The sequence below is a fragment of the Microvirga massiliensis genome, from assembly GCF_001006805.1.
GTDB lineage: Bacteria > Pseudomonadota > Alphaproteobacteria > Rhizobiales > Beijerinckiaceae > Microvirga > Microvirga massiliensis.
This window is the reverse complement of record NZ_LN811381.1, coordinates 1-15,463: the sequence shown is the minus strand read 5'-3', so window position 1 is coordinate 15,463 and position 15,463 is coordinate 1. Positions and strand designations below refer to the sequence as shown.

Here is a 15,463-nt window from a genome sequence, read left to right as displayed (position 1 = left end):
AGCGCCGCGACCAAACCATCTGGCAGGTCTTCGAGGCAGAGCGGACCAGTCTAGTGCCCTATCCCGGACCGTTCGATGGCTTCCACGCCGTTCCGGCATCCGTTTCCAGAACCTGTCTGGTTCGCTTCGACTCCAACAAATACTCGGTGGCCGCTAACGCGGTCGGCCGCCCGGTGGAGATCCGGGCCTATGCGGATCGAATCGAATGCCGCCAGGATGGCAGAGTGGTCGCGGAGCATGTCCGCTGCTTCGGCCGGGATCAGACGATCTTCGATCCCTGGCATTACGTGCCGGTTCTGGCCCGCAAGCCGGGGGCTCTCCGGAATGGCGCTCCCTTCAAGGACTGGGTCCTGCCGGCGGCCCTTGACCGCGTCCGACGCAAGCTCGCCGGCCGGCATGATGGCGACCGCCAGATGGTCCGCATCCTGACAGCGGTGCTGAGCGACGGACTGCTGGCTGTTGAGGCCGCCTGCGCTGAGGCTCTGCGCGAGGGCGTCTGGTCCGCCGATGTGATCCTCAACATTCTCGCCCGGCGGCGCGAGCCAGCACCGCCGCTGGCGATCGCGACCCCACAGGCCTTGCGGCTCCGGCATGAACCGCGGGCCGATTGTGCCCGCTACGACAGCATCAGGAGGGCTGTGTGATGGAACGCTCTGACATCCTGGCGGCCATGGGCAGCCTCAAGCTCTATGGCATGAAGGCAGCCTATGACGAGATCATCACGACGGCGGTCAAGCGCAGTCATGAGCCGCAGCATGTCATTGGCGATTTGCTCGCGGCGGAGATTGCCGAGAAGCAGGCACGCTCGATCAAGTACCAGATGACGATTGCCAAACTGCCCCTGGCCAAGGACCTCGAGGACTTCATCTTTGCCGCCACGCCGGTCAACGAAGGCCTCGTGCGAGATCTGGCCGGCGGGGAGTTCCTGGCCCATGAGCGCAATGTGGTCCTGGTGGGCGGCACCGGTACGGGCAAGACGCATCTGGCGATTGGGATTGCGCGAGCGTGCATTCGCTCCGGATTCCGAGGACGGTTCTACAACGTGGTTGATCTGGTGAACCGGCTTGATGCCGAGACCCGCGCGGGTCTCGGCAGAGCCGGACGGCAGATTATCTCTCGCGGATGGACTTCATCGTCCTGGATGAACTCGGCTATCTGCCGTTTGCCCAGTCGGGTGGCCAGCTTCTGTTCCATCTGATCAGCCGGCTCTATGAGCAGACCTCTGTGATCGTCACGACCAACCTGGCTTTCGGTGAATGGCCGAGCGTCTTTGGCGACGCGAAGATAACCACGGCCTTGCTGGATCGGCTGACCCACCACTGTGAGATCGTCGAGACCGGCAACGAGAGCTGGCGCTTCAAGAACCGGATCTGATGGAGCCGCAAAAAGGCGTTACCTCGTCTATGACGGCGGGGTCACAATTGGATGCTGATCGAGGGTCAAACTTCAACGCCGATTGACAGTTTTGGCCATCTCTGTTCCCACAAAGCGGGCCAACGCCCCTCCGTGAGCAGCGTTCCCGTAGCCTTCTCCGGTGCCCCATCACTGAGGCCTATGAGCTGACAGCCGCTAATCCCTTTCAGCAGAGGCCTTGCGCACAGCCGCAAGCGGCAGGCCGAAATGCTTCGCGACCTGCCCGGGGCTGAGGCCGGCCCGAAGGACAGCCCGAACAGCCTTGCGCTTGGCGTCCTGGATCACGGGGGTGGCTTCGGCAGGCCGAAAGCGTCTGCGCCTCCTGGAACTCTGGGCCAGGCTCTCAACGCTCGTGACAGCCTCCTGAACCGCACGGTCCAACTCGGGTCGGCTCGCCTTCTGTCCGTCCTGGCCCATGCGCTCCCGCAGCTCCTGCAGGAGCTCGGCTAAACGCCTGGCCAGCGCACGGTCTGAGAGGCTCGCGAGATCTGGCCCGTGTACTTCTCGTTTGAGGGCCGCCGATGCAGGAGAAGGGGATGGAGCGGTGCAGGCGTAGTCGAACAGGTCCAGTGTCGCCGGGGATGTATGACGAGGCATCTTGGCGATGTAGGTCTGACAGACCAGAAAACAACAGTGAAAACCTCGGGCAGACTGACACACGCAGTTTCTTTATCTGATGTAAGCGGCCCGATCTCGTTAGCTCGGGTCTTTGCCCAATTCGGACGTGTATGGATGACCGGCGCCTCGACTAACTTGAGCGTCTACAGGTCAGCCGGCGTCCGCCACCGATGAGTGATGACGTTGCTCGAGCGAGGTCCGGGGCATTCCTGTCAACTGCCCTGAGCTCCGGCTCCTGCTGTGTACCCTCCGTGCGTACCGAGGCAACGCGCAGGGCGTTCCTGCGTTAGACCGAGGGACCAGCGCCCAGGATCATCGTGATGCCGATCGACTACCGCACCGAGTTGACGCGACCCGTGTCTCTGGCGTTGGCCGGTGCTGCCGTCCTGGGCTGGCTTGTGGTACTCAGCATATGGCTCTCCTCCTCGAGCCGGCTGCAGGAAACCCGGGCTGAAACCGCTCGCGTGCAGCAAGCCGAGATGGCCCTGCGGGCACAGCTCGATGAGCAGCAGCGCACCGCAGGGACAATAGCTGACCTGCAGACCAGGGTGGCAGACGCTGAGCGGCAGCTCGCTCAGCTCACTCAGGCACGCGAGCAGGCACAGGCGCAGCTCGCCACGATTCAGCAGACGTCCCGGACTGTGCAGCAGCAGCTCACAGAGGCGAGCCAATCCCGCGACCAGCTCCAGGCCCAACTCACATCGGTGCAGCAGTCGCTTCAGACCGTACAGCCGCAGCTCACACAGATCACGCAAGCCCGTGAGCAAGCCCAGTCGCAGCTCACGGCTCTCCTGCAGGACCTGCAGACACAGCAGCAGCAATTGGCCCAGGTCACCCAGTCCCGAACCGAAGCGCAGTCCCAGGTCTCCACAGCCGAGCAACAGTTGCAGGTTGCCGAGCAGCGCGCCGCCGAGCTCAATCGCAGCGTCACGACGCTGTCCCAGCGGCTCTCCGAGCTCCAGAACGAGCTGCCGCGGGCTGAGCAGCGCCTGGCAGCAGTACGAGACGAGGTCGCAACAGGGGAGCAGGCTGTTCTCGCACGGACCCACGCGGCAGCCGATCTCGGCCGCCAGCTCGAGGAGGCGCGTGGTCAGGAAGCAGCGGCTCGTGAGAACCTGAGCCGGGCCACACAGGAGCTGTCAGCAAAGACAACTGAGTCGGCCGAAGTGGAGCGCCGCCTCCAGCAGGCCCGTGAGGCACTGGCATCCGCTCAGGCGGAACTCGCGAGTTTACGCTCGGAGCGGGATCGCCTCGCGCAAGAGCAGAGCCAGCTCCAGGAGATCATCACCTCACTGACCACTGATCGGGACCGGCTGGCGGCCGAACAGGCCAATCTCGAACAACAGCATAGAGGGCTGCAGACCCGGATCGATCGGCAGCAGAGTGAACTGCAGGCACAAGTCGCCCGCGCTCAAGAGCAGGTCGCGCAAGCCACACAGGCGCGCGATCAGGTTCAAGCGCAGCTCACAACCTTACAGCAGACGTACCAGAGCACGCAGGAGCAGCTCGCGCAGGTTACTCAGGCGCGTGAGCAGGCCCAAACTCAAGTCGCAGCCGCGCAGCAGGCCTTGCGGGCAGCCGAGCAGCGAACCGAGGAGGTCAAGCACACTCTCGAAGCGCAGACCCAGCGCCTGTCTGAACTCCAGAAGCAAATGCCCGAGGCGGAGCAGCGTCTGGCCGCCATGCAAGACGAGATCGAGACCGGACAGCAGACCATCGTGGCGCGTACGCAGGAGCTGGCTGAGGTCGGCCGCCAGCTCGAAGAGGCTCGTGCGCAGGCGGCCAGGGCGCGCGAGAATCTGAACCGCGTCACTCAGGAGACCTCGACCAAGACAACCGAGCTGGCCGAACTCGAGCGCCGCCTGCAGCAGACCCGAGAGGCGCAGACATCAGCCCAAGCTGAGTTGACCACCGCCCGTGCTGAGCGGGACCGGCTCGCAAGAGAGCAGACGGAGGTCGCGGGCCAGGCGAGCCAGCAGAATGATCTGCAGGCCCAGATTGCCCGGGCAACGGACGAGCTGGCGGCACGCACCAGAGAGATTGCAGAGTTGGAGGGGCAGCTTCAGGCCACCCGCCAAGAACTCGCTGATGCTCAGGCGCGGCTCGCCGGAGCACGATAGCGGCCCGTGCCCGGAGTGCGTGAGATCGCACCTTGTTGTTCGTCAGGTTGGGCGCAGGGCGAGCGGCTCACGGGTGGATCGGATCATCGTAGACGTGAGACTCCGTCCGAACCCTTGCTGCTGGAGGAACGAGGCGGCGAGCGCCGACTATCCGCGCGTCACCTAGCGGATGTAGCGGTCCCATCCGCCATAATGCTCCCGGCTGCGCGTGCCGCGCGGCAGGCTCAGTGCAGCAAGAGCCCAGCCCACCACCACGTCGGCCACCAAAGCCATCGTGGTGCCGCCGTCCAGCAGGAATGGCGATGCCGCAATCCACAACCCGAGTGGAACATGCAGGCGGCGAACGACCCTGCAATCTCTGCCCAGGCAGACACCGAGACGATGATCGCAAGGCAGGCCACGATGTGGTTGCTGAAGTAGAGCGGCGGCTCGACCCACGACAAGAGGTGTGATCGATGGTCGAAGGCCGGTAGAGAGCAACAGTATCGGATCTTAAAGATCAGACGCTCCGACCGGGGAACCATTGCAGGGGCGTGCGCACGCCAGCGCGGTCGCCCAGAATCGGATCATCGCCCATCGGCGCCTTAAGTTTGTCCTCGATCGTCGCCCTTTCCGACGGGGGAATCACATGTGGCACTCTTCGATTGAGGCTTTATCCTGCGCCGAGGTCCTGGCGGAAGTCCGCGACGACGATCCCTGAATCTGCTTGCGAACGACGGATTGCATGAAAAAGTGGGCCAAGCCCTGATCATCCGCTTGACTGCAGCGAACTCGTGGGGACTTGGAGCGTGATTGAGAAGGGGCTCTTTGGTCACTCGCTGGATAAGGGTTGCAGTGCGGTGCTAGTCATGAGTGCCCGGGCCATCACCTGAGGTGCTCGCAAAGGCGCACCGAACATCGGCTTCTGATTGTCGCGCCATCATCAAAGTAGTAGGATTCCGCGACATCGGACCTGGTGGGGTGTCTCTCACGTCGTGCACGATTGAGCACAGCTTGGCCGTTGGTCAGGTTGGCGACGTCCTTCCCGAGCCAGGGAGGATGGAGCCATGACACGTCTCTTCGTCGTAACCATAGCGTGCGTGATCGCGCTTGCCACAGGAGCTGAGGGCGCATCACGCCGAAAACCCACCGGACGGCCAGCGCAACGCGCACTGCCTACCGGACCTGTGCAGCAGCAGGATGAATTCAGGTCGTGCGATGTGGCGGTGCGGGATTTCGTTCAGGGACGAAAAGAAGCTACCGCTCTTCCCGTGAAAGAGGTGAAAGTGGATGCATTGAGGATGACCCTGAACTTCGTCCACCCCTTTGGCGAAAGCGGAGATACGCCTCCCAACCTTGCCTTCATGCGGGGTGAGTCCGTCGAAGAACGCCGCAAGGCTTTGAACGAAGCAAAGCAGAAAATGCGCGCGCTCGCGGAAGCGGCAAGGACCGGCAATGTCTGGTATGTCATCGCGCTTACGAGCGATAGCCCAGACGTAATCGATGGAAGACGCAGCCCGGCGACCGTACAGCCCAGCGAAGGTCGCTCGTCCGCTGCCGCCGTGGTCTTGGCAAGCATTGAGAACAAGTGCATCAGCGTCTCAGAATTCAGGGCAATCCCCTTCGACAGCCTGAGCGAGGAATTACGAGTGGCATTAGGAGAGAAGGGGCGAGAGCGACCGCCGGCTGACACTTCCGCCGCCGGGCCTCAGCAGAGCGCAACCGAGGCCCAATGAATTGGGCCCAAGCCGTGCCGGGCTCGATTCTGAAATCTCGCCCTTATATCGTGGTGGAGCGGATCCAGCAGGTTGCGAGATCCGGGATTGTATGCGGGACTTCATCATCGAGGATTGTTCCAGGCCTTGGTTCTCAATTCACCGGTCGATACAATGGACTCAATGTGGCACCAAAGGTGAAAGCGCCTGGGCGCCTGCAAAGCGACAGTCCCCGCGAGCCGTTAGGAGAGCACTCATGGGAAAACCATCGCAGGCCTGTTTGACAGCCACCATAAGGCAGATTTGGCAGTCGAGCACTTGGTCCAGGAGTATGGAGTTCCACGCGAGCGGGTGCGAGTCCATGCATGAGACCCTAGGCTCCGCGGCGCCCAGGTAATGTGGACGCTTACGTTAATGATCCGATGAATCTAGGATTGGTCTTCCACGCGGCGCGTCCGAAGCCGTCGGCGAAGAGGTCTGCCAAGGGAGGAAACCGTGACGCGGGTCGATCCCAACCTATCGCGTAGGTGGCAAAGGTCAGTGCTCGGCGCGGCCATGCTCGGCATGGGCGTGCTCCTGATGGGAACGAGCGCCGGAGCCAGCTCTGTGGACAAGACGCCATTCGGAACCACGCAGGACGGCAAAGCCGTCGATCTCTATACGCTCACCAACGACAGAGGCGCGTCCGTCAAGTTCATCGCCTATGGCGGCATCATCACGGCAATCAACGTGCCCGACCGCTCGGGCAAGCTTGGCAACATCGTGCTCGGCTTCAAGGACCTCGCCGACTACGATTCCAGAAGTCCCTATTTTGGCGCCTTGATCGGGCGCTACGGCAATCGCATCGGCGGCGCGAAGTTCACGCTCGATGGCACGCAATACCAGCTCGCCGCCAATAACGGGCCGAACAGCCTGCATGGCGGCAGGAAAGGCTTCGACAAGGTCGTCTGGACGGTCGAGCCGCTGACCAACCTGAGCGGCGCTGCAGCGCGGCTCAGCTACACGAGCCCGGATGGCGAGGAAGGCTATCCCGGCACGCTCACGGTCCGGGTCGTCTATACCCTCACCGACGACAACGAGCTGCGCATTGACTACGAGGCGAAGACCGACAAACCGACCGTGGTGAATCTCACGAGCCACTCCTACTTCAATCTCGCTGGCGACGGCGCGGGCGGGATCGACGATCACATCCTCACGATCAACGCCGATCGCTACACGCCAGTCGATGCGACCCTGATCCCGACCGGGCAGCTCGCCTCCGTAACCGGCACGCCGTTCGACTTCCGCCACGGGATGCCGATCGGAGCCCGCATCCGCGCGAGCGACCCCCAGATGGTCTATGGCCGCGGATACGATCACAACTTCGTGCTGAACCGGTCAGGGAGCGGGCTTTCGCTCGCCGCGCGCGTCTACGAGCCGCGCTCAGGCCGGATCATGGAGATCTCGACCACCGAGCCCGGCGTCCAGTTCTACAGCGGCAACTTCCTCGATGCGACGCTCGTCGGCGCGGCCGGTCGGCAATACCGCCAGACCGACGGCTTCTGCCTCGAGACGCAGCACTTCCCGGATTCGCCGAACAAGCCATCCTTTCCGACGACGGTGCTGAAACCGGGCGAAACGCTGAAGTCGACCACGATATACAAGTTCTCGACCGATGCATCCGAGATGCCGTAATGGCCTGCGGCCAGTGGGCGTTGCCGAGCGAGGCGGCTATCCCTCAGAGTGATAGTGTTGGAGCGGGGTCCGAGGCGATCGGCCCTGAACATCATGAGGGACAGCCATGGACTATTATGCTGGAATTGACGTGTCCTTGGGCCGCAGCCGCGTGTGCGTGGTCGGTGCCACCGGACAGATCATCCGCGAGGCGAAGGTCGTCAGCGAGCCGAGGTGTGCTGGCGCCCGCGACCTCGGTCGCAGGCGCTACGTTACCCTTTGACACGACCTTCACCGATGCTCATCCAGGCGGGCACGTCACGGCCGATGAAGGTGCGTGCCTGCTGGTCTGCCCGCGGTGTGCGATCAGAGTCTGGTTCGGCTGGGCGAGCGTTCGATGTTCTGTGACCACATGGCCGGCGTGCCGCAGCCGTGCATGAGCGACCTTGCTGGTCCTGCAGAGTCAACACCGGGCCGGCCAGAGACCATGGCCATGATCTCAAAGGCAGCGACCAGTTCCTGGCCAGGTCTCACGATTGAGTGGCAGTTCGCTACAGGGAGAAAGATTGTGAACGAGATGACGCAGCCGGAATCTGTCTTTGAACAGTCGCAGGAAAAAACAACGCGGCTGATGCTCCGCCTCGTGCCGATGCTCCTCCTCGTCCTCTTGGCGCTCCCGGCCCATGCTGCCGAGCGATGGGAGACGCTACCCCCCACACCGGCACCGATCCCAGCCGAGCGCAGCGGCCAGGTCGACGGCAACGGAATCAGGATCCACTATGCGATTTACGGCCAGGGCTCACCGGTCGTCCTGCTCCATGGCGGCTTGGCGAACGCAGACTACTGGGGCCATCAGATTCTAGCCTTGGCGCCGCACCACACCGTGATCGTCATGGACAGCCGCGGCCATGGCCGCAGCAGCCGCGATTCGCGACCGTACGGTTACGATCTGATGGCCGACGACGTGGTCGCCCTCATGGACGCGCTCAACGTCTCGAAAGCCGATATTGTCGGTTGGAGCGATGGCGGCATCGTCGGCCTCGACTTGGCGATGCGCCACCCGGGCCGGGCCGGCAAGATCTTTGCTTTTGCCGCCAACACTGCGACCTGGGGCGTCAAGGATGATGTGGAGAAGAACCCGACCTTCGCGGCCTTCATCGAGCGTGCCCGGCATGAGTATGAGGCATACTCCGCAATGCCGACGGCCTACGACGCCTTCGTTGAGCAGATCGGCAAGATGTGGGCGAGCCAGCCGAACTGGACAGACACGCAGCTCAAGGCGATCACTGCTCCGGTGTGGGTCGTGGATGGCGACCACGACGAGGCGATCAAGCGCGAGCACACCGAGTACATGGCAGCGACGATTCCCGGCGCCGGACTGCTGATCCTGCCCAACGTAAGCCATTTTGCCTTCCTGCAGGATCCGATGCTTTTCAACTTTGCGGTGCTGCATTTCCTGGGCGACCGGTAGCTCCCAGCCGATGGTGATGTCCGCGATAGCCATCTGCCGACCTGAGGTGTCACTCGGTATCCGCGGTCAAAGAAGTGCCAGAGGACCTCGCGCTCAAACTCGGGCTTCGCGCATGGCGTCAAGGTCGCCAGCCGGTGACCAGTCGTCGGGTCGCGGAAATGCCGGTTTGATCTGCGTTTCACAACCTTATTGGAACACCGAAAGATGACAGTCCCGGTGTCAAAGCGGATATTCGATACAGGATAGGAAAACGGAGGAACCGACCGATACTGTTTTCTAATGGGTCAAGAGATGGCTACCCGGACCCCAGGGGAATCGCATTTGGAATTTCTTATGGCGACATACATGTCTCGCCCGCCGGGGCAGGCTCTCATACCGATCTTAAGATCGCCGGACTCAAACCCGGCTCGGGCGTGCCGGACACGATGAGTTCCAACACTTTTTTCTCGGTGGTCTCCGCGATGTAGCGCTCTCCGACGTTCTCGCCGCGCTTGAGCACCATGATGCGGTCGCCGACCTCGAAAATATCGGTCAGGCGATGCGAGATGATGATCTGCGCCACGCCTTGGCGTTTCAGCTCCGTCATCGTCTGAAGCAGTCGATCGGTTGCCACGACGGAGAGGTTCGCCGTCGGCTCGTCGAAGATGACGACCCGCGGGTTGAATGAGATCGCGCGGGCGATGGCGACCGATTGCTGACGCCCGCCCGAAAGGCTCTCCACGCGCTGAAAGACCGAGTTGACGTCGACCTTGAGCCGCTCGAGCACCGCCCGCGCATCCGTGTACATCCGAGGGCGATCGACGAAGAAGCCGAAGCGCTTCGGCCACCGGCTCAGAAAGATGTTCTGGCCCACATCCATGTTCCCGCAGAGCGCGAAATCCTGATAGATCATCTCGATGCCACGATCGCGGCTCTCATGCGGGCTCTTGAAGTGCGTCGGCTGGCCGTCGAGCAGTACCTCGCCGGAATCGCGCTGGTAGGCTCCGGTCAGCACCTTCATCAAGGTCGATTTCCCGGCCGAGTTGTCGCCCACGAGGCCCAGGATCTCGCTCGGCATGAGCCTGAGATTGACCTTCTTCAGCGCGGACACGGCGCCGAACGTCTTCGTGATGTTGTGCATCTCGATGATCGGAGTGGTCATAAGCGTCCTTCCAGGGAGTGCTTGCGCCAGCGGCGCCGCCACTCACCAATGATGTTGTGCTGCCTGATCCAGATGTCGCCGAGCACGGCGGCAAGGAGGATCACGCCGACGAACACGTTCATCCAGTGCTGCGGCATCACGAAGGACGAGCCGTCCGACAGGATGACCTGGAGCGAGAGGAGCGAACGTAGCAACGTAATGACCGCCGCACCCGCCAGCGTACCAAGGATTGTACCGTAGCCGCCGAAGATCGACCCGCCACCGATGATGACCGCCGCGATGGCATCGAGTTCGCGCAGTTGTCCGGCCGCTGGGTTGAAGCTCCGGTAATAGGCGACATAGATCGCACCAGCTGCTGCCGCGCAAATGCCGGAGAAGACGAGCGCGAGAAAGCGGACCCGTTTCGTGTCGATCCCGGCGTAGCTCGCCGCCCGCTCATTGCCGCCGGTCGCATAGACCTTCTGCCCGAACGTCGTCTGAGACAGGACGATCCCGGCCGCCAACGCCACGGTAAGCAGGAACAGGGACTGGACGTTGACGGCCCGCGCGAAGGCGAGCATCGCGCCTCCCGTCGGCGCCAGCCCGACCGCATTGAGAACCTCGAAGAGATTGCGGCCGATGAGGTTGAAGCTCTCTGGGAAGCCGGAAAGCTGCCGGCCCGCGACAAGCCAGGCGGCCAGACCGCGCGCAATATAGAAGAGCCCGAGGGTGGCGACGAAGGCCGGAAGCCCGAGGCGCGTCGTGAGCCAGCCGTTGATGATGCCACAGCATGTGCCCGCGAGGAGAGCGATCGCGATCGCGGTTGGCGCATCAGCCCCCAGCTCCTTCATGGCGAAGGCGGCGGCCGCGCCCGAAAAGGCGAGAACCGAGCCCACCGAGAGGTCGATATCGCCATTGGCGATCACGAATGTCAGGCCGACCCCGAGAAGAGCGATCTCCGTGAAGGCCAGGAGGAGCGTGAAAGTGCTGTCGAGGGAGGCCCAGAAATCCGGCCGAAGCCAAAAGCCCACCAGCCACAGGCTCGTCGCGAGCAGCATGGCTGCGGCATCTCGCCGGTGCAGGAAGGCTCTGAAGCCATGCGCCCCTACGGCGCGAGCCTCGCTCACCGTACCGGTCGTCTGAACGGCCGTGATCGCAACCCCACCCTCATCGGGAACCGGGGACTTTGGCTTGCCGCGCAGCCGGGCCAGGAAGCGCCCAACAACGTTGCGGCGCACGAGCCACGGCTCGATCAGCACCGCGAGCAGGAGGATGAGCCCAAGGAAGGCGGGCACCGCTCCCGGCGGCAATTGGGCAACGCCTGAGACCTCCATCTTGACCCCGCCAACATCGATGATGCGGACGGTCGGTACGCCCTCGCGCAATACCTTGTCGATGAGGACCACCAACGCAGCGCCAAGGCAGGAGCCGATGACGCGTCCCCGCCCGCCGGCAATCGACGCTCCGCCGACGATCACTGCGGCGATCACGATGAGCTCGGCGCCTAGGCCATATTGGGAAGTGACGCCCTTATCCTGCGCGACATGCATGAGGCCGGCGACTGCCGCACAGACAGAAGAGAACACAAAGCCGCGGATCCGCACGGCGCGAGTCGAGATCCCGGCATATTGCGCCGCCTGCTCGTTGCCGCCGGTGGCAAAGGTCTCATAGCCGATCCGCGTCTTGGCCAAGAGGATCGCCCCGACGAGCGCGAAAAGGAGAAAGATCAGGACCTGGTTGTTGAACCCGAGCGCGGTGGTCTCGCCGATTGCAAAGAAATCAAAGCCGCCCGCCTTGATGCTGTACGAGATCGTCTTTCCGCTCGTCAGCCCAAGAACGAAGCCACGACCGATGAACAGCATCGTCAAGGTCGCGATGAAGGCGGGCACGCGCAGGATGACGACCAGAACGCCGTTGATGAGCCCGATCGCGAGCCCAACGCCCAGGCAGATCAAGGCCGCCGGAGCCGAGTCGAAATTATAGTGCGTCGGCGCGAACAGGATCGAGAAGACGACGGCCACGAGGCCCAGGGTCGAGCCGACGGAGAGGTCGAGATCGCGGTTGGCGATCACGAAGGTCATGCCGACGGCCATTACGCCGAAGCGCGCGGTATCCCGCAGAATGGCCGACAGGGCATCCGTCGAGCCGAAGAAGTTCGGGTTGACGTAAACGCCAACGAGATACAGGAGCACCATGAATCCAAGGAGCCCCGCCTCCCACCCGCCAATCAGTTGGACCGGAAGGCGGGCGCGCTGAAGGATCGGCTGGGGGTCCGCTGCGGCGCCAACTGCCATCGTGACTGCCTCACTTCGCCGGATCTCGGCCAGAGGGGCACAACTCCTCCGGCGGGACCTAAGCAGGATCGCGTGGATCGGAACACAGTTCCGGCCCGTGCGATCCAGCAGGAACTCTAAGATCTTGCAGGATTTCCGAACCAACCATACGTGGGCGGAGTTCAGAAATCCTGCTTGGTAGGATCAGTTCTCGTAGCGCTTGCCGACCTTGTCCACGCCGTCCTTAGTGACGAGTTGAGCGCGGGTGTCGAGATTGGCGGCCGAGATGCCGCGATCGATCTGGAGATAGAGCTGCATCACCGGCCAGAAGCCCTGCAGGAACGGTTGCTGCCCGAGCGACCCGGTCAGGGCGCCAGTGCGGATCTGCTCCTGCTGCTTCGGTCCAAGATCGAAGCCGAAGGCGCAAACCTTCCCGTTAAGCTTCAACTGGCCGATCGCATCGCCGAGCGCCGGGGTCACGAAGCCGTTCGCCGCAAACGCACCGACGACATCCTTCCGGCTTTCGATCAGCGACACGACGGAGCCGACGATATTATTGGCATCGACGTCGATGCCGATATTCTGGGGACCCGCATCGACCTTGAAATCCTTCAGCTTGCCCGCAGCATTGAGCGTCTTGACCGTCGCCTGGAAGGCGGCCGTGATGCGGTTGTTGACCTCGACGTTTCCGAGCGTCGTCGTATTCGGGAAGATGATCGTCCCGCCCTTGACGCCTTTATCGGCAAGGCACTTGGCAAGTGCTTCGCCGCCGATCGCGGCGGCGGACGCATCCTGTCCGGTGTGCGAGATCTGCGAGCGGTCAAGGATATTGGGGTCGAACGAATTCGTCGTGGCGACCGGGATCCCGCGTTCCTTCAGCTTCTTCACGATATCATTGTAAGCGCCGGATTGCGGTGTCGTCATGATGACGCCGTCGATCGAGGGGTCGTTGATCACCTGATTGATGATCTCGATCTCGCGCGGGATGTCATCGACGGGCGCCTCCGAGCCGAGCAGAAGCAGATTGGCCCCGATCATGTTGGCGGCGACCTTAGCACCGACATAGGTTGGGTCGAAGAAGCCGTTGCCCGCTGTGTGCGTGATGACCGCGAAGGTCAGCTTCCCGTCCTTGTTGTTGAAGTCCTTGGTGGTTGGAGCCTCCTTGGAGGCGTCCTCGAACGAATACCCGCCGACGGCCTTGTTGAGCACGCCGGACTGGGCATGGGCCGAAACGGCGGCGAGCGAGACACCAGCCGCCAGCGAAGCAGCGAACACGCAGAATCTCATTGTTTCCCTCCCTCGGCTTGGCCTGCTATGAGGCCCGCGATCGAGTTTAGATTAAGGCAATGGTGAGCGCTACGGGCACGGCGCAGCCTCCAGGCTTCGCCTGACCGTCGGAGGGGGAGCATCGCAGCACGATCGAAACCCCCACTCGTCCGCAGCGATGTGGCCGCTATTCCAGCCTTGGGTGCCGCATCCGGATGTCCCGAAGGCACATCTCAGAGGCCGGATCTCCGCAGGAATGCCGCAGCGGCGGGTCAGTGTGACGTGTCACTGGACGAGCCGAAGAGCCAAAAACGCCTCGGCATCCTCCTCAGCGATGCGGATCGAGCGCCCAACGCGGTAGGCGCGCAGCTCACCGGAGGCGATCGCACGATCCACTGGCTTCTCGGACTTGTTCTACCACTCCGCTATCTCACGTCTGGTGAGCATCTTTTTCGGACGGGGCTGCTCATTCGGGGCCGCCGTAGATGGCCTGTCCGGATCGATCCGTCAGATCCGACAGTATCTCTGGGCCGAACGTTCCGCCGTTCGGCATGGGCGCTTCAGGCAACGATGCGCGAGAGCCCACGGATTGCCCGCATGCACGTCGTCTGAGCTGGCTTTTTCGGTGGGGCTGACGGCTGATTGTCGTTCCGACATTTTGAAATTTCCCTTTCCGTTCAATGCGGGAACGAAGCGGGAAATTGTCGGAATAGCCCTTGATAAGACTACGATCTCCGCAGCCTCTTAATTAGCGGGTCCAAGGTTTGAGTCCTTGTACACCCACCTGATCTCAATGACTTGCACTACCGTTGGCTATCGCCCTGGATTCCCAGGCAGCCGATAGGTAGCAACCGTTGCGGTGCTCCGGTTTCGAGCCTGGTCGATCGCTCCGGGCAGTCCTGGCACGGTCCTGGCCTTGGCCGAACTTGAGTAATCGCGAGATGAGCGGACCACTTGGCTCGGACGCTCTTGGGCTGTGGTTGACCCGGAACGGAGCTTGATCCGTTTGCCGAGATGCCCGTCATTATCGACCGGTCAAGTCCGGCGATGCTCAGGCATTGCGGTGTTGAGTTTGTGAGGGACCAGAGGGCGGCAATGTGGCCGACCTCTCAGTCACGTCGCGCCAGAGAGAGTGGTCAGGTTAACAGATCGAGCCCCTGGGCGTTGCTCAGGTTAGCAAACAAGCCTGCGACCAGAGCTTCGGCAGCGTCCGGCTGCAAGGCGTCCTCGTAAGACGAGGTCAGGTGGTACTTCACGGCATCCACCAGCAAGTCGAGGCCCGCTACCCTCTCGGCATCGGTCCAGTTCGGAGCAAGGAGCACGTTGGCGACGTCCAGTTGCAAGCCGCCGGTCGGCGAGCCGATGAACTCGACCTCGCCGAAGTGGTGGCGCGCGACCGCGGCGGTATTGACGGTGGCTTCCAGATAAGCCGGCGAGACCGACATGCCGAATTAGATGCGCGCGGCACCTTCGATCGCGCGGTGCATCGAGGTGAGGTCGGTCAAGTCGCCCTGCACGACCTCGGCACCGAGCCGCCGCAGGGCTTCAGAGCGTTCGTCCTCCCGCCGGACCAAGGCGCGCACCTTTTGCCCTTTGGCGAGCAGCATTGCAGTGAGATTGCGGCCGATCGCACCAATATCACCGGCCGCTCCGGTCACGAGGATCGGGCTGTCATGTGAAGATTTCATCGTCATATCGCTTACCTTGCTGTTGTGCTCAGATCGGTACGGCGGGATTACAGGATCTCGACGGTCCTCTCCTCGTTGGCAGCCGAGCGCAGGGCCGCAGCATTCGGGTGCGCGGTGCGCTCATGGACGTGCGACGCGGGCGTCCGA

Annotated in this window: 12 protein-coding genes and 3 pseudogenes; 8 read left to right on the top strand and 7 right to left on the bottom strand. The window is 62.7% G+C overall.

Annotation, left to right across the window (positions count from 1 at the left end):
- From BN1233_RS42095 to BN1233_RS42080, 4 genes and pseudogenes are all read left to right on the top strand, one after another.
- A partial coding sequence (locus BN1233_RS42095; RefSeq protein WP_048708481.1) for a Mu transposase domain-containing protein occupies nt 1-644 on the top strand: 644 nt, incomplete at its 5' end.
- Nucleotides 644-1,374, top strand: a pseudogene (gene istB / locus BN1233_RS42090) (IS21-like element helper ATPase IstB). The gene BN1233_RS42095 and the pseudogene istB, both read left to right, overlap by 1 nt.
- Before the next feature lie 246 nt (nt 1,375-1,620).
- On the top strand, nt 1,621-1,863 hold the full coding sequence (locus tag BN1233_RS46525; RefSeq protein ID WP_046869652.1) for a hypothetical protein: 243 nt from the start codon (nt 1,621-1,623) through the stop codon (nt 1,861-1,863).
- Nucleotides 1,864-2,351: 488 nt separating this feature from the next.
- Complete coding sequence (locus BN1233_RS42080; RefSeq protein WP_046869651.1) at nt 2,352-4,151, top strand: coiled-coil domain-containing protein; 1,800 nt, start codon at nt 2,352-2,354, stop codon at nt 4,149-4,151.
- A 162-nt stretch (nt 4,152-4,313) separates the two neighbouring features.
- On the opposite strand, the pseudogene BN1233_RS46520 reads toward BN1233_RS42080, so the two are convergent.
- Nucleotides 4,314-4,579, bottom strand: a pseudogene (locus BN1233_RS46520) (NAD-dependent epimerase/dehydratase family protein); the annotation flags it as partial.
- 618 nt (nt 4,580-5,197) lie between these two features.
- Between BN1233_RS46520 and BN1233_RS42075 the strand changes: the two are divergent.
- From BN1233_RS42075 to BN1233_RS42065, 4 genes and pseudogenes are all read left to right on the top strand, one after another.
- Nucleotides 5,198-5,866 carry a hypothetical protein gene (locus BN1233_RS42075; RefSeq protein ID WP_046869650.1) on the top strand — a complete coding sequence of 223 codons (669 nt, stop codon included), beginning with the start codon at nt 5,198-5,200 and terminating at the stop codon, nt 5,864-5,866.
- Nucleotides 5,867-6,424: 558 nt separating this feature from the next.
- Nucleotides 6,425-7,519 (top strand): aldose epimerase family protein, encoded by a 1,095-nt coding sequence (locus tag BN1233_RS42070; protein ID WP_197094557.1) that lies wholly within the window; start codon nt 6,425-6,427, stop codon nt 7,517-7,519.
- 106 nt (nt 7,520-7,625) lie between these two features.
- A pseudogene (locus BN1233_RS48145) lies at nt 7,626-7,730 on the top strand (IS110 family transposase); the annotation flags it as partial.
- 399 nt (nt 7,731-8,129) lie between these two features.
- The gene (locus BN1233_RS42065; protein ID WP_046869654.1) at nt 8,130-8,969 is read left to right on the top strand and encodes an alpha/beta fold hydrolase; all 840 of its coding nucleotides are present in this window, start codon (nt 8,130-8,132) and stop codon (nt 8,967-8,969) included.
- A gap of 370 nt (nt 8,970-9,339) precedes the next feature.
- Here the strand turns inward: BN1233_RS42065 and BN1233_RS42060 are convergent, their stop codons facing one another.
- The 6 genes from BN1233_RS42060 to BN1233_RS42045 form a co-directional block, all read right to left on the bottom strand.
- A complete protein-coding gene (locus BN1233_RS42060; RefSeq protein ID WP_046869649.1) occupies nt 9,340-10,110 on the bottom strand; it encodes an ATP-binding cassette domain-containing protein in 771 nt (256 codons plus the stop codon).
- Nucleotides 10,107-12,383: an ABC transporter permease gene (locus BN1233_RS42055; RefSeq protein ID WP_046869648.1), complete on the bottom strand. Its 2,277-nt coding sequence runs from the start codon at nt 12,381-12,383 to the stop codon at nt 10,107-10,109. The genes BN1233_RS42060 and BN1233_RS42055 overlap by 4 nt, the downstream gene beginning before the upstream one ends.
- A 183-nt stretch (nt 12,384-12,566) precedes the next feature.
- The gene (locus BN1233_RS42050; protein WP_046869647.1) at nt 12,567-13,649 is read right to left on the bottom strand and encodes a substrate-binding domain-containing protein; all 1,083 of its coding nucleotides are present in this window, start codon (nt 13,647-13,649) and stop codon (nt 12,567-12,569) included.
- A 264-nt stretch (nt 13,650-13,913) separates the two neighbouring features.
- Nucleotides 13,914-14,024, bottom strand: a complete 111-nt coding sequence (locus tag BN1233_RS48140; RefSeq protein ID WP_147707862.1) for an excisionase family DNA-binding protein — start codon at nt 14,022-14,024, stop codon at nt 13,914-13,916.
- Between the two features lie 740 nt (nt 14,025-14,764).
- Nucleotides 14,765-15,073, bottom strand: coding sequence for a hypothetical protein (locus BN1233_RS51555; protein ID WP_063776654.1), 309 nt, complete (start codon nt 15,071-15,073; stop codon nt 14,765-14,767).
- Nucleotides 15,074-15,079: 6 nt separating this feature from the next.
- A complete protein-coding gene (locus BN1233_RS42045) occupies nt 15,080-15,316 on the bottom strand; it encodes an SDR family oxidoreductase (RefSeq protein WP_425311795.1) in 237 nt (78 codons plus the stop codon).
- Nucleotides 15,317-15,463: the final 147 nt, after the last annotated feature.